This is a genomic window from Bailinhaonella thermotolerans (assembly GCF_003594875.1).
GTDB classification, from domain to species: Bacteria; Actinomycetota; Actinomycetes; order Streptosporangiales; family Streptosporangiaceae; genus Bailinhaonella; species Bailinhaonella thermotolerans.
Window position 1 is genome coordinate 150220 of record NZ_QZEY01000008.1, and the last position, 24691, is coordinate 174910.

25 protein-coding genes are annotated in these 24691 nt (G+C 73.4%); 6 read left to right on the forward strand and 19 right to left on the reverse strand.

The window, feature by feature from the left end:
* Positions 1 to 48: 48 nt before the first annotated feature.
* The 3 genes from D5H75_RS21465 to D5H75_RS21475 form a co-directional block, all read right to left on the reverse strand.
* A complete protein-coding gene (locus D5H75_RS21465; protein WP_119928294.1) occupies positions 49 to 1563 on the reverse strand; it encodes a GumC domain-containing protein in 1515 nt (504 codons plus the stop codon).
* A gap of 315 nt (positions 1564 to 1878) precedes the next feature.
* Positions 1879 to 2532: a response regulator gene (locus D5H75_RS44200; protein ID WP_119928295.1), complete on the reverse strand. Its 654-nt coding sequence runs from the start codon at positions 2530 to 2532 to the stop codon at positions 1879 to 1881.
* A gap of 68 nt (positions 2533 to 2600) precedes the next feature.
* Positions 2601 to 5201, reverse strand: coding sequence for a hypothetical protein (locus D5H75_RS21475; protein ID WP_242454409.1), 2601 nt, complete (start codon positions 5199 to 5201; stop codon positions 2601 to 2603).
* Between the two features lie 150 nt (positions 5202 to 5351).
* On the opposite strand from D5H75_RS21475, the gene D5H75_RS41790 reads away from it, so the two are divergent.
* The 3 genes from D5H75_RS41790 (at position 5352) to D5H75_RS21495 (ending at position 8094) form a co-directional block, all read left to right on the forward strand.
* Positions 5352 to 6083 (forward strand): hypothetical protein, encoded by a 732-nt coding sequence (locus D5H75_RS41790; RefSeq protein WP_202638367.1) that lies wholly within the window; start codon positions 5352 to 5354, stop codon positions 6081 to 6083.
* Positions 6084 to 6508: 425 nt separating this feature from the next.
* Positions 6509 to 7075: a hypothetical protein gene (locus D5H75_RS21490; protein ID WP_119928297.1), complete on the forward strand. Its 567-nt coding sequence runs from the start codon at positions 6509 to 6511 to the stop codon at positions 7073 to 7075.
* Positions 7076 to 7602: 527 nt separating this feature from the next.
* Positions 7603 to 8094, forward strand: a complete 492-nt coding sequence (locus D5H75_RS21495) for a hypothetical protein (protein ID WP_119928298.1) — start codon at positions 7603 to 7605, stop codon at positions 8092 to 8094.
* Here the strand turns inward: D5H75_RS21495 and D5H75_RS21500 are convergent.
* From D5H75_RS21500 to D5H75_RS21540, 10 genes are all read right to left on the reverse strand, one after another.
* A complete protein-coding gene (locus tag D5H75_RS21500; protein WP_147425237.1) occupies positions 7997 to 9355 on the reverse strand; it encodes a hypothetical protein in 1359 nt (452 codons plus the stop codon). The genes D5H75_RS21495 and D5H75_RS21500 overlap by 98 nt on opposite strands.
* A gap of 143 nt (positions 9356 to 9498) precedes the next feature.
* Positions 9499 to 9810, reverse strand: coding sequence for a DUF1416 domain-containing protein (locus tag D5H75_RS21505; RefSeq protein ID WP_119928300.1), 312 nt, complete (start codon positions 9808 to 9810; stop codon positions 9499 to 9501).
* 1 nt (position 9811) lies between these two features.
* On the reverse strand, positions 9812 to 10651 hold the full coding sequence (locus D5H75_RS21510) for a sulfurtransferase (protein ID WP_119928301.1): 840 nt from the start codon (positions 10649 to 10651) through the stop codon (positions 9812 to 9814).
* Positions 10652 to 10936: 285 nt separating this feature from the next.
* On the reverse strand, positions 10937 to 11020 hold the full coding sequence (locus tag D5H75_RS44635) for a putative leader peptide (protein ID WP_422674046.1): 84 nt from the start codon (positions 11018 to 11020) through the stop codon (positions 10937 to 10939).
* A gap of 129 nt (positions 11021 to 11149) precedes the next feature.
* Entirely contained in the window at positions 11150 to 11485 is a 336-nt protein-coding gene (locus D5H75_RS21515; RefSeq protein ID WP_119928302.1) for a TlpA family protein disulfide reductase, read from the reverse strand.
* A gap of 177 nt (positions 11486 to 11662) precedes the next feature.
* Positions 11663 to 13075: a cellulose binding domain-containing protein gene (locus D5H75_RS44205; RefSeq protein WP_119928303.1), complete on the reverse strand. Its 1413-nt coding sequence runs from the start codon at positions 13073 to 13075 to the stop codon at positions 11663 to 11665.
* A gap of 112 nt (positions 13076 to 13187) precedes the next feature.
* Complete coding sequence (locus D5H75_RS21525; protein ID WP_119928304.1) at positions 13188 to 14462, reverse strand: beta-N-acetylhexosaminidase; 1275 nt, start codon at positions 14460 to 14462, stop codon at positions 13188 to 13190.
* Between the two features lie 190 nt (positions 14463 to 14652).
* Positions 14653 to 15474, reverse strand: a complete 822-nt coding sequence (locus D5H75_RS21530; protein WP_119928305.1) for a carbohydrate ABC transporter permease — start codon at positions 15472 to 15474, stop codon at positions 14653 to 14655.
* Positions 15471 to 16442: a carbohydrate ABC transporter permease gene (locus D5H75_RS21535; RefSeq protein ID WP_202638368.1), complete on the reverse strand. Its 972-nt coding sequence runs from the start codon at positions 16440 to 16442 to the stop codon at positions 15471 to 15473. The genes D5H75_RS21530 and D5H75_RS21535 overlap by 4 nt, the downstream gene beginning before the upstream one ends.
* A 105-nt stretch (positions 16443 to 16547) precedes the next feature.
* Positions 16548 to 17819, reverse strand: a complete 1272-nt coding sequence (locus tag D5H75_RS21540) for an extracellular solute-binding protein (protein WP_119928306.1) — start codon at positions 17817 to 17819, stop codon at positions 16548 to 16550.
* A 148-nt stretch (positions 17820 to 17967) separates the two neighbouring features.
* Between D5H75_RS21540 and D5H75_RS21545 the strand changes: the two genes are divergently transcribed.
* Positions 17968 to 18702: a GntR family transcriptional regulator gene (locus tag D5H75_RS21545; protein ID WP_242454410.1), complete on the forward strand. Its 735-nt coding sequence runs from the start codon at positions 17968 to 17970 to the stop codon at positions 18700 to 18702.
* A gap of 221 nt (positions 18703 to 18923) precedes the next feature.
* Here D5H75_RS21545 and D5H75_RS21550 read toward each other — a convergent pair whose 3' ends face one another.
* The 4 genes from D5H75_RS21550 to D5H75_RS21565 form a co-directional block, all read right to left on the reverse strand.
* The gene (locus tag D5H75_RS21550; protein WP_119928307.1) at positions 18924 to 19655 is read right to left on the reverse strand and encodes an anti-sigma factor; all 732 of its coding nucleotides are present in this window, start codon (positions 19653 to 19655) and stop codon (positions 18924 to 18926) included.
* The gene (locus tag D5H75_RS21555; RefSeq protein ID WP_119928308.1) at positions 19652 to 20164 is read right to left on the reverse strand and encodes a sigma-70 family RNA polymerase sigma factor; all 513 of its coding nucleotides are present in this window, start codon (positions 20162 to 20164) and stop codon (positions 19652 to 19654) included. The genes D5H75_RS21550 and D5H75_RS21555 overlap by 4 nt, the downstream gene beginning before the upstream one ends.
* A gap of 132 nt (positions 20165 to 20296) precedes the next feature.
* A complete protein-coding gene (locus D5H75_RS21560; RefSeq protein ID WP_119928309.1) occupies positions 20297 to 20977 on the reverse strand; it encodes an LmeA family phospholipid-binding protein in 681 nt (226 codons plus the stop codon).
* 82 nt (positions 20978 to 21059) lie between these two features.
* Positions 21060 to 21314, reverse strand: a complete 255-nt coding sequence (locus D5H75_RS21565) for a MoaD/ThiS family protein (RefSeq protein WP_119928310.1) — start codon at positions 21312 to 21314, stop codon at positions 21060 to 21062.
* A gap of 153 nt (positions 21315 to 21467) precedes the next feature.
* Between D5H75_RS21565 and D5H75_RS21570 the strand changes: the two genes are divergently transcribed.
* The gene (locus tag D5H75_RS21570; RefSeq protein ID WP_119928311.1) at positions 21468 to 22175 is read left to right on the forward strand and encodes a winged helix-turn-helix transcriptional regulator; all 708 of its coding nucleotides are present in this window, start codon (positions 21468 to 21470) and stop codon (positions 22173 to 22175) included.
* A 113-nt stretch (positions 22176 to 22288) separates the two neighbouring features.
* On the opposite strand, the gene D5H75_RS21575 is transcribed toward D5H75_RS21570, so the two are convergent.
* On the reverse strand, positions 22289 to 23161 hold the full coding sequence (locus D5H75_RS21575) for an aldo/keto reductase (protein WP_119928312.1): 873 nt from the start codon (positions 23159 to 23161) through the stop codon (positions 22289 to 22291).
* A gap of 72 nt (positions 23162 to 23233) precedes the next feature.
* Between D5H75_RS21575 and D5H75_RS21580 the strand changes: the two genes are divergently transcribed.
* Positions 23234 to 24124: a LysR family transcriptional regulator gene (locus D5H75_RS21580; RefSeq protein ID WP_119928313.1), complete on the forward strand. Its 891-nt coding sequence runs from the start codon at positions 23234 to 23236 to the stop codon at positions 24122 to 24124.
* A gap of 61 nt (positions 24125 to 24185) precedes the next feature.
* On the opposite strand, the gene D5H75_RS21585 is transcribed toward D5H75_RS21580, so the two are convergent.
* Complete coding sequence (locus tag D5H75_RS21585) at positions 24186 to 24689, reverse strand: MarR family winged helix-turn-helix transcriptional regulator (protein ID WP_202638369.1); 504 nt, start codon at positions 24687 to 24689, stop codon at positions 24186 to 24188.
* Between the last annotated feature and the right edge of the window lie 2 nt (positions 24690 to 24691).

The following is a 24691-nucleotide window of genomic DNA, read 5'->3' on the forward strand; positions in this document are numbered from 1 at the left end:
TGCGTTGTGCGTGATGCGTCCGGGCGCCGGCCGGCGCGAGCCGTACGGCTAGCGGCGGCGGAACAGGCCCCGGCCGCGGTCGCCGAGGATGCCGAGCAGCGGCCAGCCGGACAGCTCCATCAGGTCGGAGACCGCTCTGACCCGGGCCAGCTTGGAGGACTTGGGCGCGACCACGACGAGCCCGCAGCGGGCCTCCTCGGTGGCCGGGTCGAGCTCCTCCAGCGCCATGACCCGCAGCCGGCGCTGGGCGGTGGCCTGCTGGCGGGGCGGGGCCGCCGAGAACGGGCCGGAGGAGACCTCGCCGCCCTTCTTCAGCACGACCGCGGGCGTCTTGACGTCCTCGTCCCCGCCGGCCTCGCCGGTGGACCAGCGGGCCAGCGCGGTGGAGCGCGCCGCCCCGCGCGCGGCGGAGCCGTTGGCGCCGCTCTGGGCGTCCTCGCGGCTCACGATCGGGATCGCCTGGGTGGAGGTCACGTCGTCGGCGGGGGCCTCCAGGAACGCCCGGTCGCCGCCCTTGCCGACCACGTCGGCCAGGCTCCGGGCCGCGCCGGCCTTGGCCTTGCCGTCCTCGGACTCCCAGACCTCCAGGCCCGGCACGTCGTCGCCCCAGGCGGCCTCCTGCACCTTGACCACGACCTCGGCGGGCACCGGGCCGTTGACCCCGGCCAGCACGATCGTGTCCACCTTGGCGCGCTTGGCGGCCAGCCGGAGCTTGCGGCCCACGTCCGCGACGTCGGCCTTGCGGCCCCGGACCCGGCCGAGCAGCGGCTCGCCGAGCAGCCGGGCCACCCGGCGCTCACCGGGCACCGACGGGCTGGCGATCTCGGTGACCGCCGACACCAGCAGGCCCAGGATCAGGCCGAGCACCCCGGCCAGGGCGATGAGCTGCACCTTCACGTCGGTGTCGGGCTTGTCGGGCAGCGCGGCGCGCTGGATGTGCTGCGCGATGTTGGGCTTGTCGCGCTCCTGGAGCAGGGTGTTGCGCTGCGCCTGGAGCCCGGACAGCTCCGCCTGGGTGTTGGCCACCTGGAACGACAGCACGGTGTTGGTGGGGTTGCCGGTGAGCTGGGTCTGGAGCCGCGTCAGGCGGGTGTTCAGCTCCTTGACCTTCTTCTCGATCGGCGCGAGCTGCTTGAGGACGCCGCTCTTGTTCTCGGCGTTGATCCGGGTGACCACCTCGTTGCTGATGTGGGTGGCCAGCACGTGGGCGACCTTCGGATCGGTGTCGGTCACGGCCAGCGCGACCGTGGCCGAGGTGCCGAGCCCGGTGATCTTGATGTCCTCGTCCAGCTTGCGCATGTCGCGCTGGACGCCCGCCGCCTTGAGCGCGCGGTTGAGCACGTCGCGGCTGGTGGCGATGCCGTCCACCTTGGAGACCAGGCCGGTCGCCTCGATGTCGGACGCCGGCACGGTGTCGTCGGCCTGGACGCGCGCCGTGGACGTGTACTGCGCGGGCTGGCCCTTGGTGAACTGGTAGACCCCGACCAGCGGGATCACCACGCAGAGCACGATGACCCACCAGTGGCGTCGTACGAGTCGAGCGAACGCTTCGTCAATCTCCATGGGGGAACCCCCGGCCTCATTCCCTGGTAGGTCGCAGGTCTGCTCTGACTGTCACAAGTCGTCCACTCGACCGTAGGTAGCGGCGTGCTCGGCCGGATCGGTCAAAGTGACCACCGCCGACTACGGCATCTGGGGGACCTGCGGACCGGCACCCGGGCGAAGGACCGGGTGAACCCGCTCCCGCGCGGCGCTCCGGGGCGCGGGGGCTTCCGGCGCGGGGCTTCCGAGCGGGGGTTTCAGGGGTGAGCGGGGGGTTTCAGGGGTGAGGGGTTCCGGGCGCGGACGCTTCCGGGCAGGTGCGTCGGACGCGGGGTCTCAGGCGGAGGGGGACTGGGCGCGGAGGGCGATCGTGATCGCCTCCAGGGCGGTGCGCACGTCGAGCTTGCCCATGATGTTCTGCGTGTGCGTGCGCACGGTGTGCACGGACATGCCGAGCGCCTCGGCGATCTCCGGCCGGCTGAGGCCGTCCACCATGCACTGGAGCACCTGCCGCTCCCGCGCGGTCAGCACGGCGAGCGGGTCGGCCCGCTCCGGCTCGGGCTCCCCCTCGGCCAGCCGCCGCAGCACGTCGGCGAGCAGCCGCGGCGGGATCCACGCCTCGCCCCGCATGACCCCCCGGATCACCCGGGCCAGCTCGTCGGCGCTCGTCGTCTTGGGCAGCCACGCCACCGCGCCCCGGCGCACGGCCTGGGTGACCGCCTCGCTCCCCGGCACCGCCGTCAGCATCACCACGCGCGTGCCCGGATGCTCGTCGCGGACGCGTTCCAGCACCTCGAAGCCGCTGTCCTGGCCCAGGGTCAGGTCCAGCACGACGACGTCCGGCCGTTCCGTGGACAGCAGCGCGCCCGCGCGCCGCGCGTCGAACGCCACCGCGCGCACGTCCAGGTCCGGTTCGGCGCCCAGCCGTACGGCCAGCGCCTCCGCGAACAGCGCGTGATCATCGACGATGAGTACGCGGATGCCACCCATGTCACAACGATGACAGAAGATCTACGGAATTCCCGCGCCCCCAGGGCTTTGCGGGGATTTCACGGGATTCATCTGCCTTTGCGCCAGTCGAGGCGGGGCGGCGGCGGGCCGAGGTTCGGCGGGAACACCTGCTCCCCGTCGCGGTCCTTCCGCGCGCCGTTCTCACCGCCCTGACCCGCCCGGCCGCCGGCGCCGCGCCCGTCGCGCCCATCGCGCCCATCGCGCCCATCGCGCCCATCGCGCCCATCGCGCCCATCGCGCCCGTCGCGCTCGTGGTCGCCGGGGTCCGCCTCCTCGCGGGGGCCGGGCACCGGCCGGAGCCCGCCGTACGGCCCGCGCGTCCGCGCCCCGCCGGTCCGGGCGGTCTCCGAGCCGCCGGTCCCGGGAGCCTCCGCGCCGCCGGTCCGGGTGTACGGCGGCCGCGCTCCGGGAACGCCGTCACGCGGTTCGCCGTCGCCGGACGCGCGCGGCTCCGCCGTACCGGATTCCGGGCGGGGCTCATCGGCTCGGGGTCCGGGGCGCTGACCGCTCGCCCGGGACCCGGGGCGCTGGTCGGACGCCCGGGATCCGGGGCGGGACCCGGTCGCGCCGGGCCGTCCGGGACCCGGCTGGTCGCCGCCGGACGCGCGCGGGCCCGCCGTACCGGACCGGGACGGGCGCGGGGACTCGTACGGCGGGCGGGTGTCGGGGCCGCCGCCGGCGGGACGGGCGTGGCGGCGGCGCGGCGTCTCCTCGCCCTCCTCGGGCTGGTCCGCGAGCGTCCACTCCACGGGCGCGGCGGCGATGGCGGCCTGCCGCGCGTCCTCCAGCTCGCCCAGCGTGGTGCGGGGGAACGTCAGGATCGCCGGGTTGGAGTCGGCCAGGACCACGCGGCGGCCGCGCGCGGTGGCGTGCGTGACGATCACCGAGGTGGTCGGGAGCTGCTGGAGCTCGTGCGGCTCGACCAGGAACTCCCGGGACCGGTGCATCGTGACGCCGCCCTGCCCCGGCGTGGCGGCGGCCCGGCCCCAGGCGGTGGACGCGGTCACGGCCGCGATGTCGGGGGCCTCCTCCCCCGGCTCGTCGTGGTCGCACCGGCCCAGCCAGGGGTCCTCCCCGGCGCCCCCCGCGCCCGCCTCCAGCGGCTCGGCCGGCCCGACGGTCGAGGTGTACGCCTCGGGGGCCTCGGCGGCGGGCGTGTCCTCGGTGAGCTGGGCGAGTTCGAGGCGGTGCTCGGTGCCGACGTGCTCGCTGGCCACGCGGGCGTCCTCGGCGTTGCCCAGCCGCATGAACGCCACCGCGGCGTGCCCGCGCCCGAGGCGTTCGCGGATGTGCGGGGCCAGGGAGCGGTAGGTGAGCACGAGCCCGGTCCGCGAGGTCTCGCACGCGTCCATGAGCCGGTCGAGCACGTCTCCCCGCAGCTTGTCCGCCCCCGCCACGATGATCGTGTGCTGCCAGGGCCGCTCCGCCGCCGGGGCCTGCCGCAGGACGTGGGTCAGCGCCGTCGCGACGTACGTCCCGAGGACGCGGTTGCCGAACACGCCCGCGTGCCGGTCCATGGACACCACCCGCAGCCGCGCCGGCGGCAGCCGCACGGCCTGGGTGCCCAGCGTCTCCAGCTTGCGGAGCTGCGACTCCAGCGCCCACGCCCGCTCGATCACCACGCGGTCGGTCGCGCCCCGGCCGAAGAGCGTGCCGATGCGTTCGAGCTGGGAGGCCGTCAGCAGGCCGTACTTCAGGTCGTCGCGCGGGTCGCCCACCTGCGCCAGCGCCCGCAGCGCGGCGGTGACCTGCTGGATCGTGGCGTGCGGGCCGAGCACCTCCAGCACCCGCTCCAGGATCGCGTTGTCGAACGACAGGTCGCGGTTGGTCCTGGTCTCCTCGCTGACGCTGACGACGTGCGCGAGTACGTCGGAGAAGGCCTCGGGCGGGAGCGAGGCGCCCAGGTCGAGCCGGGGCAGGTCCACCGGGAGCACCCAGACCAGCGGGTCGTCGCCGCCGCGCCGGGCCAGCTCGATCAGGTCCTTGGCGATCGCGCCCTCGGACAGGTCGAGCACGGTCAGGTGCCCGCCGCTGTAGAGCCGGGTCGCGCCGAGGATCGTGATCAGCGCGGACCATCCGGCGAGCGTGCCCCCGGCGACGTCCACGCGGTCGATGTCGTCGGGCAGCGCCACGGCGTACCAGTTGACCTGCTGGTCGAAGGCGTTCTTGCGCGCCTCCCACTCGCGGTAGCGCCGGGCGTGCTCCTCCTGCGCGGCGAACAGCTCCCGCTCGCGCTCGGCCCGCTTGCCCTCGACCTTGGCGCGCTCCTCGGCGATGCGCGCCTTCACGGCCCGCTCCCCCTGGTGCACGGCCCACCCGGCGATCCCGCCCACGACCAGCGAGGCGACCAGCCCCACCAGCGCGAACGGCCACGCCAGCAGCCCCGAGAGCAGCAGCACGACGAACAGCAGCGCGATCGTCAGCATGACGCCGCAGAAGAACTTCACCGGCCGGTTGAGAAGGCTCTCCTCGCGGTAGCGCTCCTTCACCCACTCCGGGTCGAGCGTCTGCCCGTTGTCGGGTGGTGTGGGCCGTTTCGGCGGCGGCCCCGGATCGGTGTGGAGCAGGGCGTACTGCCACCCCAGATAAATCCGGTCGGCCTGGAGCTGCGCGTGCTGCGCCGGGTCCCCCGGTGTCACCTCGGCCACCTTCGAGACCTCCGCCAGTACGGATCGTTCCTCCGTGACAGCGTATGAGCTAAGACCCTTTCCGGGCAGCCTTCTCACGAAAACGGTTCGCCACCCCGTAAGGGACGAACCCGACAAGTGCCACAGGCGCTCCGACTAACATCTCCTGACGTGACGTCTCCCGCCACACCAGGCACCCCCGGCCCGGGCTCCCCCCAGGAGAGCCCCGAGACCCCTGCGCAGCCGAGCGCCGAGGCCCCGCGCCGCCGCCCCGTGGCCCTCCTGGTCACCACCGCCCTGGCCACCGCCGCCCTCGCGGTCACCGCCGCCTTCGGCGGCCTCAAAGAAGCCCCCAAACCCCCTCCGGAGCAGCTGAAGGCGGGCGACACCTTCGACCACGGCCAGTTCGAGATCCAGTACGTCGAGGCGGTGGCCCGCAAGAAGTCCATCCTCGGCGGCAGGCCGGCCGAGCCCGGCGAGACGATCCTGGAGATCATCCTGCGCCTGACCAACAAGGACAAGCGGACGGTGAAGATCGGCCTCCCCCCACGGGCGCCCGGGGAGGCCAAGATCGGCCCGAGCGCGGTTCTGCGCAAGGTCGCCCCCCTGGACCAGGCGGCGGTCGAGACGGGCCAGATGAAGCGCCTGGGCAAGAACACCACCAGCGATTCGGTGAATCCCGGCGGCCCGTACACGCTCGTCGTCAGTTACCGGCTGAAGACGCCGCCGCCACCTCAGCTGAAGATCGACCTCGGCGCTTTCAGGTGGTACTCCACTCCCCTTCAGGACCAGTCGTACTGGGAACTTCTGTGGGAGGAGAAGGTGATCAATGGGAAGAAGCAGCACGTCGGCGTGATCAAGGCTCAGGTGACGCTCCCCGTGCGGATGGAGAAGGTGTCATGAGCATCCCCCCGCCGCCTTCGGTGCCCCCGCCCGGGCGCGACCTCCGCCCGGGCCCGCCGCGATCTCCGGCCCCTCCGCCGCAGGGCGAGTCCGCGCCCCCGTGGCCGCCCCAGCAGGCCCCGCAGTACGGAGCACCCGGATCACCGCCGCCCGCGGGCGGAGCGTGGCCGCCCGCGGCATCCGCTCCCCCCGGGGCCGCGGCGCCCCCGGGTGCCGGACCGGCGGCGCTGGGCGGAGCGGCGCCGCCCGCGCCCGTGCCGCCTGGTTCGGCGCCTCCGGGCGGCAGGCCTGGTCCAGGCGCGACCGCGACGTTCTCCATCCCCCAGGAAACGCGTACCGACGAGGGCGCGGACGCGTCCGCCTCGCCGCCCGGAGGCCACCGGACCGGGCCAGGCCCGGCCCGGTGGCGCCGCTTCGGAGCCGGCGTGCTCGGCGTGCTCCTCGCGGCGGCCGCCGCCTGGGTCCAGACGCTGGTCTACGAGCCGGGTGAGGCCACCCAGCCGGTGATGACCGACGGCGGTCTGAACGAGGTGATCTCGCGGGCCGACTACTCCGTCAAGCTGGAGGGGATCGAGGCGGCCCGTTCGCTGAAGATCGTCAAGAAGGGCCTTCCCGCCGACGTGGTGAAGACGGACAGCCTCTTCCTGATCGCCAAGGTCGCGGGGATGGCGACGAAACGTCCCACCAAGCTGGGGACCGCCTACCTGCTCACCGAGGACGGGAAGCGGTACGACACGACCGACATGCTGCCCGCCGGAGTGTCCCTCAACACGAGATCCGTGCAGGTCGGCTGGTGGTTCAGGGGCCTCTACTTCTTCGAGGTGCCGAAGGAGGCGCTGCCGGGGGCGCGCATCGTCGTCGGTCCCGAGCCGAGCCCTCTGTTCGGCGAGCAGTTCCAGTTCTACGCGCGCATGGACCCGGGCCTCGACGAGGACAAGGCCGCGAAGCTCGCGGCGCAGGCGAAGAACGACTACCAGGTGGTGAGACGATGACGGACCCCGCGGACCGCCGCCCTCCGTACGGCGACTCCGATCCCGCCGGGGGCCCGGTCTGGCCGCCCTCGTCCGACGGGCGCGACGCGGTCCCGCCCTCCGGCCGCCCTCCCGTGCCGCCCCCGGGCCCGTCCTGGCCCGGGGCCTCCGCCCCGCAGCGGCACGGGAGCGTGCCACCCGCCGCGCCGCCCTACCAGGGGATGCCCGCCGATCACACCGGCGCCCCTCTCGGCGCACCCGCCCCGGGCCACCACGCCCCCGGGTACGGCGCGACGCCCGCTCCGCCTTCCGGGTACGCCCCGCCGCCTTCCGGCTACGGCGCCGCGCCCGCGCCTCCGAGTCCGCCGGCACCCTCGGGCGTGCCCGGCGGTTCGCCGTACCAGAACGAGCCAGGGCCGGACGCGCGGACGCCGCCGGCGCGGCACCACATGCCCGCCTCGGCCGAGCCTCCGCCGGCACCGGTCACAGGACCCCAGCCGCAGGCCACGTCGAGGCGCGGAACCCGGCGGAAGCCGGCGCCCAACCCGATGGCCAGGGTCGGCGTTCAACTGCTCGCCGTGCTCGTGCTCCTGGGCGGGCTGCTCGGCTGGCAGCTGACCGAGGCGTACGCGGTCTACAAGGACCGGGAGCCGGTCCAGCGGGTCCACGTGATCCCCGCCGGGCAGGAGGCCACGCACAAGAACGCGCGGTGGAGGCCGGTCGTCCAGGTGATGCCGGACAACCCGAAGAACCGGATCCTGCCCGGCCTGAAGGTTCTGAGGATCACGCTGCACGTGACGCCGCTCAACGCGAAGGGCGCAGAGGAGGCCACGTACGGCGTCTTCTTCCAGATGCGCGACAAGAAGGACAGGGCGTGGCTCGCCGAGGAGAGCACCCGGCCCTTCGCGCTCAAGCCCGGGAAGTCGGACAGTTACCAGTTGCTCAGCGTGGTGCCGGCGCAGCAGGCGTCGGAGGTTGAGCTGGTGATGGGGGATTCGCTGAACCTGGACCGGGGGGATCTTCTCCGGTTCGCGCGCTGACCGCGGCGTTCCGGGCGCGCTCGCGGGTGGCCGCCAGGTCGAAGGTCGCCGCCAGCAGGGCGATGGTCAGCGTCGTCCGTACCAGCTCGCCGAGGAAGTCGAAGGGGATGAGCGCGACGTTCCAGAACATGAACGGATGGTCGTCCCCGATGATGTGGATCCCGGCCCGGAAGATCCGCTCGCCGAGAACCTGGATGCACACGTAGCAGAGGGCGAACAGCCCGAACAGCGGCGCGCCGGCCCTGACCGTGAGGCGGAGCGTGTTCGCCAGCGGGGTCCACTTGCCCCAGCGGCCGACGAACCGCGCCAGCGCCTTCCGCGTCCAGGTGTGCGTCCGCTCGGCCATGAGCGCCTGCCCCCGGGTCGCCACCGTCTCCAGACGCGTTCCGGCGATCACCTCGCGCGCGTCCTCGGCGTACGCACCGTAGATCAGGATGGCCACGGTCAGCCAGACGAGCGACATCACCACCGAGTCGAACACGTAGGGCCGGACCTCGCCGACGAGGTTCCAGAACGCCTCCCAGCCGGGGATCGCCTTCCTCAGCTCTTCGGTCACCTCGCCCAGCCAGACCGTCACCGCCCGGCTGCCGACCCATTCGGACCGGCCGCCCACCAGCGTGATCATCGCGTTCATGCCGATGTACGTGAAGATCAGCTCGAACAGCGCGGTCAGCGCCGCGGCGGGCCCGCTCTCACGCCGCTCGTGCCACTGCTGGGACAGATACCGGATGACGAACGCGCCGCCCATGAGGTAGAGCGAGAGCTCCCAGTCCAGGCCGGTGATCCCCTGGGCCGTGGTCCGGTCGAGCCACGCGCCGAGATAGCCCTTCTCGGCGCTCTGACGCGCGACGTCCATCTGGTAGAAGTCGATCACGTCCTGCTTCGCCAGGCCCCAGGTGAGATAGAGGCCCACGAAGACGATGATCGCGCGGCCGAGGCCGCCGATGAACGGCTCGTCGCTCTCGCCGTCCTCGCGCCGCGCCCTGATCTCCCACATCCCGCCGCGCAGCGAGTACAACATGCCCGCCGTGACGATGAGCGAGAGCATCACCATCAGGCAGAACAGCAGGATCACGAAGACCAGCCGGAGCTGCCGCATCGATCCGTGGGACAGCTCGGTGGCGGCCACCAGGAGGCCGTGGCGCGCGAGCTGCCCGGCCGTGAACCAGATGAGGAGCGGCAGGATGCTCCGGCCCAGCAGGCGCAGGGTGTGCAGCGGCAGGGACCAGACGGAAGGCATGGGGGGCGCGGATCTGGACATCTGGTGCATCGTATCGGGGGGCGGTGACGAGGTGGGGGAGACCGGAGGGATATCGGGGAACGACGAAGGACCGGCCCCCCGGTTGTGGGAGGGGCCGGTCCTCGCGTCGTTCGCGTCCCGAGGGAGGGGGGCGCGATACGTGGTTACAGGGTTACCTGGAGCTGGGCGACCTCGCCGAGGTTGGCCTGGACGCTGGTGTCCTTGGTGCGGCCGCCACCGGCGATCACACGGACGGTCCAGGAGCCGGGGGCGGCGAAGAAGCGGAAGATGCCCTCGTCGTTGACCACGACCTCACCGGTGAACTCGCCGGTGGAGTCGAGGAGGCGGGCGTACGCCGTACCGGAGGAGCCGGTGACGACGCCCTGGATCACGGCCTGGGTGGACAGGTCCACGCCGGCCGGGAGGGTGGCGGTGACTTCAGGGGCTCCGCAGCCCTGAGCAGCGGCGGTGGTCATGTTAGCGGGCCTCCCCGAGTTCGATCGGCACGCCGACGAGCGAGCCGTATTCGGTCCACGAGCCGTCGTAGTTCTTCACGTTGGGCAGGTCGAGGATCTCGTGCAGCACGAACCACGTGTGCGCCGAGCGCTCGCCGATGCGGCAGTAGGCGATGGTGTCCTTGGAGAGGTCCACGCCCTCGCCGGCGTAGAGCGCCTTGAGGTCGTCGTCGGACTTGAACGTGCCGTCGTCGTTCGCCGCCTTGGACCAGGGGATGTTGCGGGCGGTGGGCACGTGGCCCGCGCGCTGCGCCTGCTCCTGCGGGAGGTGGGCCGGGGCGAGCAGCTTGCCGGTGAACTCGTCGGGCGAGCGGACGTCCACGAGGTTCAGCTTGCCGATCGCGTTGACCACGTCGTCGCGGAAGGCGCGCAGGGACAGGTCCTGGTCCTTGGCCACGTAGGACGTCTTCTCGCGCTGCGGGACCTCGGTGACCAGCTCGCGGGAGTCCAGCTCCCACTTCTTGCGGCCGCCGTCGAGCAGGCGGACGTTCTCGTGGCCGTAGAGCTTGAAGTACCAGTAGGCGTAGGCGGCGAACCAGTTGTTGTTGCCGCCGTAGAGCACCACCAGGTCGTCGTTGGCGATGCCGCGCTCGGACAGCAGGGCCTCGAACCCGGTGCGGTCCACGAAGTCGCGGCGCACCGGATCCTGCAGGTCCTGCCGCCAGTCGATCTTCACGGCGCCACGGATGTGGCCCTTGTCGTAGGCGCTGGTGTCCTCGTCGACCTCGACCAGGACGACCTTCGGGTCGTCGAGGCGGGCCTCGACCCAGTCGGCGTCCACCAGTACGGCGGAACGGCTCATGGGGGAACCTCCGTTTTGTATTCGTCTATCGGTTTCGGCGGGTGTTATCCGTCGGTGAGGTGCGGGACGCGGCCGGCGTGGATGGCCGGGGACCGCGTCACAGAGGGCCACGAGGAGGCATGGACGCCGTCGTACGCCACGGGAACCCGCGGCCGCGCGAGAAGGGCGGGCGGGTGACCGGTGGTTGAGATCGCGGCGGGACGTGCGCCGCTTGGATCGACGCGCATCACGGGATGCTCCTTCGGGACCTGAGTTCGCGGAGTGTGCTCCGCTGCGGGAATCGCCTCAGGCCGCGCGACAGAGCGCGGTGGCGACGCGGCAGAAGTCGACCGCGCGCCGCTTCGTCAGCAGCTCTGTCCTCGGATGCATGGGCACGACGCTACACGGCGTCTCGTCATCTGTCACATGTGGTCCGGTTCCTGAGACGGCGCCGGAGGTCGGCGGCCCGCGCCGGGCCGGACAGGCGCCCAGGTCAGGCGGCCGGGTCAGGCGGCCGGGTCAGGCGGCCGTGCCGGGCTCGATGGCCTCGCCGAGGGCGGCGAGCACGTCGAGCTTGCGCGGCTGGCCGGCGGCGTGCCTGGTCACCCGGCCGCGCGCGTCGAGCACGAACACCGCGGGGGTGCTCCGCACGCCGAGCGAGCGGACCAGGTCGAGGTGCGACTCGGCGTCGATCTCGACGTGCCGCACCCCGGGCACCAGCGCGGCCACGTCGGCGAGCACCCGCCGGGTCGCGCGGCACGGCTGGCAGAACGCGGTCGAGAACTGCACGAGCGTCGCCCGCTCCCCCAGCTCGGCCCCGATCTCCGCCGCCGTGATCACCCGCTCGCCCTCCACCCGTGACCTCCCGGAACGCCGTCCCCTTCGCGATCGAGGCTACGCCACCGGCCCCGCCGGCGCGTGTACGGCTCCCGCCGGGGCCTCCCGCCGCCTCCCCCACCCCCATCCGCGCGGTTCACCCGCACGCCGTACGGCTCGCGCGGGGCGGCGCGAGCCGTACGGGACGGGCGGGGGTCAGGAGGCGGGGACGGTGTCCACCCAGGGGACGGAGTCGGCGCGGTAGCGGCCGACGCGGGCGAGGACGTCGGCGGGGGCCACGACCTCGTTCTTGGAGTGGTAGAACCAGTCCACCTGCTGGACGTAGTGGCGCGGGGTGGACGAACCGAGCAGGCCGCCCGAGATGAACCACAGGTTGAAGTTCACCGACTGGACGGTCTCGGGGTAGTAGTCCCCTCCGTGCTCGGCGAACAGGGCGCCGTCCACGTAGTAACGGATCCTGCCGTCGGCCACCTGGAGCACCAGGTCGTGCCAGCCTTCGTAGCTCTGGCGCACCTCGGTGTGGACGTTGACGGCCTGCCAGGGCTCGTTGCGGTAGGTCTCCCAGCTCGTGGCGTAGAGGATGTTGCCCGGTTCTCCCCAGCCGCCGTTCGGCAGGTACTCGAAGTCCTGCTCGCTGTAGTCGGGGTCCAGGTCGTACCGGAGCGGGGTGATCGTGAAGAACGTCTGGACGACGTGGTCGCCGTCGGGGCCGGCGACGGGCGCGTCGGAGAACCTCACCCGGGCGGCGTACGTGCCCTCCAGGAACTTGCGCTGGTGCAGCACCTCCGACTGCGTGGTGCCCGCGGCCGTGCCGTCGGTGCCGGCGCGGAGCTGGAGCGCGCGGTTCCCGCCGGACAGGACCGGGAACGAGACGTTCTCCCTGGGCCAGGAGGCGCCGGGCACGCCGGGGCCGCCGGCGTTGGTGCGGACGGTCCAGTGGTGGGCCGAGAGCGCCGGGTCGTCGGGGCCGGAGTAGGCGAAGTCGTCGAACACGACGCCGGAGCCGCCGGGCGGCCCGGTGGGCGTCACGGTCGGGGTGGGCGTCGGCGTGGGGTCCGCGCCGCCGGGGGCCTCGCCCCAGACGCGCTCGCCGCCCCGGTAGACCGCGACCTTGGTCCAGTCGCCGTACGTCGTGCGGGCCGGGCCGAAGGAGAAGTCGTCGCTCTGGGTGAGCCTCTGCCAGTCGGAGCGGTGGAAGCGGAGCTGCATGTCGCCCGTGCGCGCGCCCGCGGCCAGGTGGCCGGAGGTGAAGCCCACCTCCAGGTAGCGGTCGGCGGTGGGCGTGGCGGGGGAGACGGCGCCGAACGTCCCGGTGATCCGGGAGCAGGACACCACCGCCCAGGAGCAGGCGAAGCGGTACTGCTGCGCCGGGGAGTCGGCCCGGAAGAAGTAACGGATCCTCACGTCTGCGAGGGAGACGGGGGACGTCCCCTCGTTGATCAGGTCGAACCAGGGCTCGGCCTGGTCCGCGGTGGCGCCGGGCGCGCTCGTCTTGTACTGGAGCCGCAGCCCGGGCGCGGCGCCCGCCGGGCCGGCGGCCACGGCGGCGACGGTGGCCAGCAGGGCGGTCAGCACGCCGCCCAGCAGCAGGTTCCTTCCTCGTGACATCTCCTGGCTCTTCCTTCCTCGTGGGGGACGGGAACGGCTGAGGGATCAGGGCCCGCGTCGCGGGTGACGGGAACGGCCGGGCGGCGACGGCGGGGCGAGGGGGCGGGATCGGCTAGGGGATCAGCGGGCCCGCGTTGACGCCCTGGGCGCGGAGGCGGTCCAGGTGCGGGCCGAGCCGGGCGAGGAATTCGCCGTAGTCGCCCGCCGTGCCCCAGGCGACCTCGGCGAACGCGCACAGGCGGGGGAAGGCCATGTACTCCACCCGCTCCGGCGCGGGCATGTACTCCGTCCAGAGCTGGCACTGCACCCCGCGCACGCCGGGGTCGGGCGCGAAGCCGTACACCTCGGCGAGGGGCAGCACCGGGGCCGGGGCGGGCAGGCCCCCGGGGTCCTCCGGCGAGGGGCGGTAGTCCAGGTAGGTCCTCGTGTGCGGGGTGAGGACGACGTCGTCGCGGCCGGGCCCCGCCCGTTCCTCCAGCCACACCATCGCCGTCGTGCCCGGGGGCGGCGGCTGGGCGGGGTCGTCCCAGCTCACCAGGCGCCTGCCGCGCGCGGCCAGGTGCTCGGCCATGCGCCCGACGAACCAGCCGCGCGCCGCCTCCGGGCCGCTCAGCCCCAGCTCCCCGATCCGCCGGAGCGCCCGGGGATCGGCGGCCCACTCGGCGTGCGGGCACTCCTCACCGCCGACGTGGACGAACTCTCCGGGGAAGAGCTCGATCACCTCGTCGAGCACGTCCCGGCAGAACGCGAGCGTGCTCTCCTCCAGGTTGAACACGTGCTCGCTGATCCCCCACCCGTCCCAGACGCCGAGCCGCCGGTCCGGGTGGTTGCCGAGGCGCGGGTACGCGGCGATCGCCGCCTGGGCGTGGCCGGGCATCTCGATCTCGGGGACGACCGTGACGAACCGCTCGGCGGCGTGGGCGACGATCTCGGCGACGTCCTCGCGGGTGTAGAAGCCGCCGCCCGCCGCGCCCACCTCGGTCAGCCTCGGGTACCGCTTGATCTCCAGCCGCCAGCCCTGGTCGTCGGTCAGGTGCAGGTGCAGCACGTTGAGCTTGTGGGCGGCGATCAGGTCGATGAGCCGCAGCACGAACTCCTTGGGCATGAAGTGCCGCGCCACGTCGAGCAGCACGCCGCGCCAGCCGTACCGGGGCCGGTCCTCGATCGTCCCGTACGGCACCGCGGGCCCGAACTGCTCCAGCGTGCGCAGCCCGTAGAAGCGCCCGGCGGGACCGCCCGCGGTCAGCAGGACGCCGGGGGGGCCGGCCTCGACGCGGTACCCCTCCTCGCCGAGCGCGGGGTCGTGCGGCGCGAGCCGTACGAGACCAGGGTGGACGGCGACGGACCCGTCGCGGAGGGCGGACGAGCGCGGCCGGGGAATGATCACGTTGCGGATCCCTTCACGGCGTGCGCGGGCACGCCGAACGGTCGGAGGGTCGGAGGGTCGGAGGGTCGGAGGGTCGGAGGGTCGGAGGACGCCGGGACCACCGGGCCCGGCGCCGGGACGTCCGGTACGGCGGCGCCCCAGGGCCCGCAGGGCGCGGCGGTGCCCTGGCGCCCCGCCGTACCCGGACCGGTCAGCCCTTGACGGCGCCGGCGAGGGCGCCGGTGACGACGCGGCGTTGCAGGACGAGGAAGACGAGCAGCACGGGGAGCATGAAGAGGGTCGAGGCGGCCATGGTCGCGCCCCAGTCGGTGCCGAAGACGTTGGAGAACGACGAGAGCCAGACCGGCAGGGTGCGGTCGTCCTGGTTCTTGATGATCAGCGTGTTGGCGAAGGCGAACTCGTTCCAGGCGGTGATGAAGCCGAGCAGCGAGGTGGACATCAGCCCGGGGGCGAGCAGCGGCAGCACGACCCGGCGGAACGCGGCCGGCCGGCTCGCCCCGTCGGTGAGCGCCGCCTCCTCCAGTTCGGGCGGGATCGAGGCGAGGAACCCGCGCAGGGTCACGATCGCGATGGGCAGGGTGATCATGAAGTAGACGAGGGTGAGCATCGCCGCCCGGTCGAGCATGTTCGTGTCCCTGGCGATGATGAACATCACCGTGAGCAGCGCCTCCCACGGGGCCATCTGCGCGATGAACACCATGAGCACGAACGCCCGCCGCCCCCGCCACCGCAGCCGCGCCACGGCGAAGGCCGCGAGCAGCGCCACGGCCAGCGACAGCAGTACGGCTCCCGCCGTGACCAGCAGGCTGTTGCGCCAGAACCCCCAGAACCCGTCCGCGGCGACGGCCGTGGCGAAGTGCTCCAGCGTCGGGCGGGAGGGCCAGAACGCCGGGGTCTCGGACGTGATCTCAAGGGTGGGCTTGACGGCGGTGACGACCATCCAGTACACGGGGAACACCGAGACCAGCAGGATCGCCAGCGCGAGCGCGTTGAGCAGGACGCGGCGGATCATGGCGGCTCTCCTTCGTGCCGGTGCAGGCGCCGCAGGTGGAACAGCAGGAGGGTGACCAGCATCAGCACCGTGAGCGTGGAGATCGCCGCCCCCAGGTCGTACTTGTTCAGCGAGCGCGCCACCTGGAAGGCGTACACGGGCAGGGTCGTGGTCGCCCCGTCGGGCCCGCCCTTGCTCACCGCCCAGATCTGGGCGAAGCACTTGAACACCCAGATCACCTCCAGCGAGGTGATCAGCCCGAACAGCGGCCGCAGGATCGGGAACGTGACCAGGCCGAACAGCCGCCACGACCCCGCTCCGTCGATCCGGGCCGACTCGTACAGCTCGCCGGGGATCGTGGTGATCCCGGCGTAGAGCGTGAGCGCGACGAACGGCACCGACTGCCACACCACGAGCAGGACGAGGATCACGAACGTGGAGGTCCCGTCGGCGAACCAGGTGTGGCCCCGGAACGACTCCAGGCCCAGCGCGGTCAGCAGCCAGTTCACCACGCCGAGGCGGGACTGGAAGAGCCACTGGAAGACCGTGGTCGCGGCGAGCACGGGCACCGCCCACACGAGCACCATCCCGCTCATGAGCGCGAGCCGCATCCTCCGGCCGAGCGCCGCCAGCACGAGCGCGGTGAGCGTGCCCAGCACCATGATCGAGACGACGTTGACGCCGGTCCAGACCAGGGTCCGCCGGGTCACCTCCCAGAACTCGGGGTCACCGAGCACCCGCCGGTAGTTCTCCAGCCCCACGAAGGCGGCCCCGCCCCGGATCAGCTCCCCGGCGCGGAAGTGCTGGAAGGAGATGACCACGTTCCGCAGCAGCGGATAGAGCAGCAGGTATCCGGCCCCTGCCACGGTCGGGGCGATGAGCAGGTACGGCCACAGGCCGACCAGGCGCGCCGCCCGCGCCGGGACGGGGGCGGGCGGCGCGGACCGGGCCCGGAGGGGCGGCCGCCCGGCCCCGGATCCGGGCCTCACGCCGGTCCCTGTCCCGGTCCCGGAGCCGGAGCCGGAGCCGGGACCAGGGCCGGAGCCGGGGCCGGTCCCGGGGTCGGTCAGGGGGGTCGTCGGCAACGTGGGTCCCTACGACCTGGTGTTGAGGATCTCGGTGATGACCTGGCTCGCCCTGGCGGCCTCGGTCCTGGGGTCGCCGCCGGTGAGGACCTTCGTCATGTACTCCTTGATCACGCCGCGGGCCTCGACGGCGGCCCACTGCGGCGTGTTGGGGGTGGCCCGGCCGTTCGCCGCGCCCGCCGCCATCGCGGCGCCGGCCTCGTCGTTCTTCAGGGCCCCGGCGAAGGCGACGCGGTTGGGGACGTACTTCATCTCCACGGCCATGTCGGTCTGGAACCTCTCCCCCGCCAGGGCCTTGACCACCTCGTAGGCCGCGTCGTGGTGCTGGGACGCCTCGGGGATGACCAGGTCCGAGCCGCCGGTGAAGACCGCGCCGGGCTTGTCGGCGGTCTTGCCGGGGATCGGGAAGAAGCCGAGCTTGCCCTTCATCGCGGGGTTGGCCCTCTCGACCGCCGCCGCGCCGCCGGGCACGGAGATGATCTGACCGACGTCGCCCTTGGCGAACACCTCGGCCTGGAGCGGCTTGGCCTCGTCGGCGTCCTTCGGGCCCTTGCCGAGCGCCTGGAGCCGCTTGTAGAAGTCCATCCCGGCCAGGGCCTGCGGGGTGTCCAGGGCGCCCTTCCACCGGACTCCCTCGTTGACGGCCAGGTCGCCGCCCTCGTCCCAGACGAACCCGGCGAGGGCGTACCACGTCTGGCCGGACAGGTAGATCCCCTGCGCCCCCGACCCGTTGACCTTCCCGGTCACCTTGAGCCACTCGTCGCGGGTCTTCGGCGGCTCCTTGACCCCGGCCTTCTCGAAGACCTCCTTGTTGTAGATCACCACGCGGTTGGCGGCGTACCACGGCACGCCGTACTGCTTGCCGTCGATCTCGCCCGGCTCGGCGAGGCCGGGGAGCCAGTCGGAGCCGCCCAGGTCGACGGTCTTGTCGGTGAGGTCCTTCAGGCCGCCGCTCGCGGCGTACTCGGCTACCTGGGTGTTGCCCACCTCGATCACGTCGGGCGGGTCGTTGCTGGCCAGGGCGCTGGTGACCTTCTGGCCGATGCCGTCCCACTCCTGGATCTGGATGTCCAGCCGCACATCGGGGCGGGTCTTCTCGAAGTCGGCCTTGAAGCGGGAGACGAGCGCGTCGGAGAGGGTGTCGCGCATGAACCACACGGTGAGGGTGACGGGCCCCGCGTTCTTCTCCCCCGCCGGGGGCCCGGCGGGGGAGCCGCAGGCGGCGGCGAGCAGGGCGGTGAGCGCCAGCAGGGCGGGGGCGGTGCGGAGGCGATACCTCATCTGCGCTCCATAGGTCAGATATTGGTAAATTATTGGCCTTGGACAGGTAGCATGTGTCTTACCAGTTGTCGCGTCAAGACCTGGATATGACCGGAATTCCGGATCAGGTGGTCAGCTCAAGAGGTAAGATCTTGGTAAGGTTGACGGTGTGACTCTGAACCTGCCGGCCGGGCTCAAGCGCGATCGGGTCCGTGACTTCCTGCTCGACCTCATCGCGGACAAGAAGGCGGGCGAGGCGATCCCGTCCGAGCGGGCGCTCTGCAAGGAGCTCGGCGTCTCCCGGCCCACGCTGCGCGCCGCCATAGACGACCTGGTCAGGTCCGGCATGCTGGTCCGCGAGCACGGCCGCGGCACCTTCACCGGCCCGCGCCGCGTCGTCCAGGCCCTCCGCGGCACCGGCACGAACGCCTTCTACACGCCCCCCGCCGAGGGTCACTGGCTCAGCCGGGTCCTGGAGTTCGGGGTGATCCCCGCGGGCGCCCCGCTGTCCGCCAGACTCCAGATCTCCCCGCCCGACCCCGTCGTCCGGATCGTACGGCTGCGCCTGGTGGACGACGAGCCCATGTCCATCGAGCGCCTCCACCTGCCCCACGCGCTGATCCCCGGTCTCGAACCCGCCGACCTGGAGTCGGGGGTCTTCTACCGCGTCCTGCGTGAGCGTTTCGGCGTGGACGTGAGCGGAGCGGTGCAGACCATCGAGGCCACCGTCACCGACGAGACCGAGGCCGGGCTGCTGCACGTCCCCCAGCACGCCCCCGCCCTCCTGGTCGAGCGCACCACCCGCGACACCCTCGACCGGGTCGTGGAGTTCACCCGCTCCATCTACCGCGGCGACCGCTACCGGGTCACCTCCGAACTCCACTTCGACGCCGCCTCCGGCTGACCCCCGCACGCGCTCCCCGCACGCGCCCCCCGCACGTGCCCCCCGCGCGCCCCCGCCGTGCCGCCTCCGTCCGCGCCCCTCGCGTACGGCCCCTCGCGTACGGCCCCTCGCGTACGGCCACGCGGCGGGGCTCTCCGGTCACACCGGGCGGGCCGGAGGAGGGCCGTCAGGCCGCGGAGGAAGGGCCCGCGCCGCCGGCCGGAGGAGGACGCCTCGCGCCCTCAGGCGGGGATGCGGAGGAGGGTGCGGCCGTCGGCGGTGACTATCTCGAAGGCCTTGATCTGGTCCCGGGGGAAGCTGGTCATGCCGGTGTAGCGGGCCGGGCCGTAGTAGTCCACGAACCAGCTCGACGTGTACTCGCGGCCGTCGTCCCGGCTGACCGCGACCAGGCTGCACCGGGTGCCCCTGGGGACCCCGCGCAGCCGTACGACGAGGTCGGTGCCGTTGGCGCGCGGGCGCATCTCGACGGAGGCGGCCACGCGGCCGTCGGCGGCGCCGGCCGAGACCACGGGGGCCGGGGCGCCGGACGGGGCCGGGGTGGGCGGCCGCGTCGGGACCGGGGCGGGGGTGACGGGGGCGGGCGAGGTGATCGCGACCGGCGGGGTCCGCGCCTCGCGGGGGGCGAGTCCGGCGAACGCGGCCACCGCCGCCGCGACGGCGGCGGCCGCCGCGGCCGCGACCACGCCGAGGCGGGCGCGCTGGCGGCGGCGCTCGCGGGCGACCTCGGCGAGGAGCCGGTCCAGCAGATGCGCCGGGGGCTGGACGGCGGCCTGCTCCACGTCGCGCTCGGTGACCTTGGCCAGGAGGCCGGGCAGCGGCGCGAGCACGGCGAGCTCGGCGGCGCAGGCGCGGCACTCCGCCAGGTGCTCCTCCACGCGGGCGCGCTCGCCGGGGTCCAGCGCGCCGAGGACGTGCGCGCCGAGCGCGGTCCGCACCGCGGAGCAGTCGATCATGGCGCCAGCCCCCGTTCCTCCAGGGCGAGGCGCAGGGCGCGGAGGGCGTAGTACGTGCGCGACTTGACCGTGCCCTGCGGGATGCCGAGCACGTCGGCGGCCTGCTTGACCGACCGGCCCCGGTAGTAGGTCTCGATCAGCACCTCCCGGTGCTCGGGGCGCAGGTCGGCCAGGGCCTCGGCGACCGCCCAGGACTCCACCGCGCGGTCGAGGTCGTCGTCGGCGGGGAGTACGGCCAGCGCCTCGTCGCCGATCTCCCTGGGACGGGCCAGGCGCGCGCGGTGCCCGTCGCGGACGAGGTTGCGGGCCACGGTGAACAGCCACGGGCGGGCGGGCCTGCCGGCCAGGGCCTCGGGGTGCCGCCAGGCCCGCAGCAGCGTCTCCTGGACGATGTCCTCGGCCCGCTGCCGGTCGCCGGTCAGTCTGATGACGTAGCCGAGGAGCGGGCGCGCGTGCTCGTCGAAGAGCGCTCGCATGAGGTCTTCGTCCGCGCTGGGAGCTCGGCCCACACCTCACACACGTACGCCCGCCCCGATCGGTTCACAAGCCCCGCGGATCACCCCGGGGACCGCGAAGGACCCCGTGAAGCCCCGAAGAGCCCCGAAGGCCCTCGAAGGCCCGGAAGGCCCCGGAGGCGGCGCCTAACCCCGGAGCGGGACGTTCTCGCCCACGGCCTTGACCTCCAGGCCCTCGGAGGTGGGCCGGGCGCCGGTGACCTTGAGGCCGAGCGGGAGGTTGCGGACCGGGACGAGGTAGGTCATCCGCGCGTAGAACGCCCTGGGCACGGGCACCCCGCCCGCGTCCACCTCGGTCGGCGTGACCTGGATGCCGCCCTCGGTGGTCGTGACCTTGAGCTCGGCCTTCACCGGCACCTCGCGGCCGAGCAGGTTGAGCTTGCCCGAAACGGTGAGCGCGTCGCCGTTCCCGCCGATCTCCATGCCCTGGGGGGCGCGGGCGGCGATGGTCTCGCGCGAGATCACGGCGCTGCCCTCCACCCGGTCCGCCACGATCTTGGTGGCGCCGGTGCTGCTCAGCAGCTCGGACAGCGGGGCGCGCACGCCGTGCAGGGTGGCGTCCACCCGGGCCAGCTTCACCCCGTCGCGGTTCATCGGGCCCATCTTGACCGCGATCTCGTCGTACGTGCCGCCGAGCGCCTGCGTCAGGAAGGGGATGCCCCGGATGTCCACCTCGGGCTGCTGCGAGAGCTTGTAACGCGAGGCGACCTGGCGGGCTATCTCCTTCTCCGCCCCCGCGACGGCGACGCGGTCGACCACGCCGACCACCACGGCCAGGAGCACCAGCACGACGAGCAGCTTACGCATCCATCACTCCTTCGGCCCATGACGAGGCAACATTACCCGCGAGGCCGCCCGCCGGGCTTCCCGCGCGGGCTTCTCGCCGGGGTCAGCCGCCGGCGAAGGGCGGGAGGACCTCGACGACGGCGTCCGCGGGGAGGCGGACGGACTCGTGCGGGCGGGTGCCGACCGGGTCGCCGTCCACCAGGTACGAGCTGAGCCCGAGCACCCGCGCGAACCGCTCGTCGCCGGGGCGCCGCCGTACGGCCGCCGCGAGCGCCTCCGCGAGGGTCTCCTCGGCGAAGGGCTCCTCCGCCACGCCCGCGGCGTCCTTGGCGGCGGCCCAGTAGCGGATGGTCCCCATCACGCACTCCTCTCCTGACCTGCGGCGATAGCGCCGGGTCTCGCGGGTCGGACGCGGCGTGAGCACCGCGCCCCCGTCGGATATCCTCGCGTAAGAGAGGACTCGGGCGACGCTGCCCCCGGGTCCTCGTGCCGTTTCTGAGAGGAGACGCCGGTGAGCAACCTGCTGTTGCTGACGAACGCGCTGGAGCCGTCCGCCCAGGTACTGCCCGCGCTGGGGCTGCTCCTGCACTCGGTCCGGGTGGCCCCGGCCGAGGCGTCGGCCCTGCTGGACGCTCCCCCGGTGGACGCGGTCCTCGTGGACGCGCGGCGCGACCTCGTCCAGGCCAAGAGCCTGTGCCGCCTCCTCCAGACCACCGGCGTGGACTGCCCGATGTTCGCGATCGTCACCGAGGGCGGCCTGGCCGCGATGACCGCCGAGTGGGGCGTGGACGACGTCCTCCTCGACACCGCCGGGCCCGCCGAGGTCGAGGCCCGCCTGCGCCTGGCGATCGGCCGCCGCGACCTCGCCGCCGTGGACGACGCCCCCGACGAGATCCGCAGCGGCGACCTCACGATCGACGAGGCCACCTACTCCGCCCGCCTCCGCGGCCGGGTCCTCGACCTCACCTTCAAGGAGTTCGAGCTCCTGAAGTACCTGGCGCAGCATCCAGGCCGCGTCTTCACCCGCGCCCAGCTCCTCCAGGAGGTCTGGGGCTACGACTACTTCGGCGGCACGAGGACCGTGGACGTCCACGTGCGCCGCCTCCGCGCCAAACTGGGCGCCGAGTACGAATCCCTCATCGGCACCGTCCGCAACGTCGGCTACCGCTTCGTCCCCGACCGCGGCGACCACGCCGAGGAGCCCGCCGCCCGCCGCTGACCCCCGGAGAGCCCCTCGCCGACCCCCGGAGAGCCCCTCACGGCCGCCGCCGACCCCCGGCCTTCTCACCTGCGCCGCCGCTCCCCGGCCTTCCCACCGAGGATCAAGCCCTCTCACACCCCGCCGAGGATCGTCAGCTCCTCCTCCGTGAGAGTCAGGGACGCCGCCGCGGCGCTGTCGCGGATGGACTCCGGGCGGGTGGAGCCGGGGATGGGGACGACCCGGTCCGAGAGGGAGAGGTGCCAGGCGAGGGCGACGCGCTGCGGGCTGACCCCGCGCTCCCTCGCGACGTCGTGGAACGGCGTCCGCGCGGCGGGCCCCTCCGCGTCGAGGGCGCTGCGCGAGATGCCGCCGAGCGGGCTCCAGGGCAGGAAGGCGACGCCCAGCTCGTCGCAGAGACGCAGCTCGGGGGCGCTGTCGCGGACGGCCGGGGAGAACCGGTTCTGGACCGAGGCCAGCCGCCCGCCGAGGACGTCGTACGCCTCGCGGATCTGGTCCTCGTCCACGTTGGAGATCCCGGCCATGCGAATGTCGCCCTCGTCGAGGAGGTCGCGCAGTGCCCCCACCGACTCGGCGAACGGGACGGCCGGGTCCGGCTTGTGGAGCTGGTAGAGGCCGATCGCGTCCACGCCGAGGCGCTTCAGCGAGCCCTTGGCGGCCCGCCGCAGGTGGCGCGGGTCGCCGTTCACGGTCCAGGAGCCGTCGCCGGGCCGTCCCCTGCCGCCCTTGGTGGCGACCAGGACCCCGCTCACGTCGCCGCCGTACGCCGCGAGGGCGCGGGCGACCAGCAGCTCGTTGTGGCCCTCCTCGCCGGCGTGCCAGTGGTAGGAGTCGGCCGTGTCGATGAGGGTGACCCCCGCGTCGAGGGCGGCGTGGATGGTGGCGATGGCCCGGCCCTCGTCCGGGCGGCCCTCGATGGAGAGGGGCATCGCGCCCAGCCCGACCGCGGCCACCTCGGCGTCTCCGATGACGCGGATCTCGTTCATGGCACCCGATCCTGCCCGCCTATAGTCACCAGCGGTAGTGATGACTTCCTTAACCCGTCGTAAGGAGAACTGTTGATCGACGTCCGCAGGCTGGCCGTGCTCCGCGAGGTGGCCAGGCACGGGAGCTTCAACCGCGCGGCGGCGGCCCTGCGGTTCACCCCCTCGGCGGTGTCCCAGCAGGTCGCGGCCCTGGAGCGGGGGCTCGGCACCACGGTCGTGGAGCGCAGCACCCGCGGGGTCACCCTCACCGAGCCCGGCCGGCTCCTCGTCGAGGCGGCCGAGGCCATCGACGCTGAGCTCGCCGACGCCCGCGAGCGCATCGATCGCCTGTCCTCGGCGCGGGAGCGGCTCACGATCGCCGCCTTCGCCAGCGGCGGCCGGATCCTGCTGCCCCCGGCGCTGGGCCGCTTCGCCGCGGCGCACCCGGAGGTGGAGCTGACGATCCTGGAGCGCGAGCCCGAGGACGCCCTGCCCCTGGTCGCCCAGGGCCGCGCGGACCTCGCGCTGGCCTACCACTTCGACGGCCCGCCTCCGTCCCGCCCCGGCGACCGCGCCCGCTTCGACTGGACGCCGCTCCGCCGGGACCCCCTGCGCGCCGTGCTCCCGAGCACGCATCCCCTCGCCGCCCGGGACTCCCTCCACCTGGCCGAGCTGGCGGAGGAGCGCTGGATCCTGGGCTGCCTCAAGACCAACGACCTCCTCGCCAGGTACGCCCACCTCGCCGGCTTCGAGCTGACCGTCGCGTGCGGCGCCACCGACTACTTCTTCGCCCAGGCCCTGGTGACGGCGGGCGTCGGCGTCGCCCTCATCCCCGAGATCGCGCTGTCCCCCGACCCCGCCCTCACCGCCGTCCCCCTGGAGGCCCCCAGCCCCTCCCGCTTCATCGGCGTGGCCACCCCCCGCCGCCCCGGCCCCCTCCACCCCTACGTGGACGAGCTCCGCGCCCTCCTGACCGCTCCCTGACCCCGCCGGGCGCCTCCCCGCCCGCCGTACGGACCGAGGTCGAGGGCGACCGGCTCGGGCACTACGGGTCGGCCGGGGAGGGCTGATCGTCCGCGCGGGCGCGGCGGCGCGGCCGGGTCGGGGTCGCGCGGAGTTCGCCGGTGGCCGAGCGGTAGGCCCCGGCGAGGCGGACGAAGATGTCCAGCAGCAGGGGGACCTGCTCCTCGGTGTAGTGGGCGCCGAGCTCGAACAGGTGGCGGCGTGAGGGCTCGGCCGCGGCCTCGTAGTCGTCCAGGCCGCCCTCGCGCAGTTCCACGATGACCGTGCGGCGGTCGCGCTCGCCCCGCACCCGCCGTACGTAGCCGGCCCTCTCCAGCCGGTCGATCACGCGCGTCGTCGTGGCCGAGGGCAGCGCCAGCTCCTCGGCGATCGCGCCGACCGGGAGCGGCCCGCGCATCTCCAGCAGGACCAGCGCGGCCACGTCCACCACCTGCAGCCCGAGCCGGTCGGCGACCGCCTCGTTGTGCAGCAGGATCGCGATCAGGAACTCGCGCCAGATGTCCACTTCGGATTCCTCGTCGGCCACCT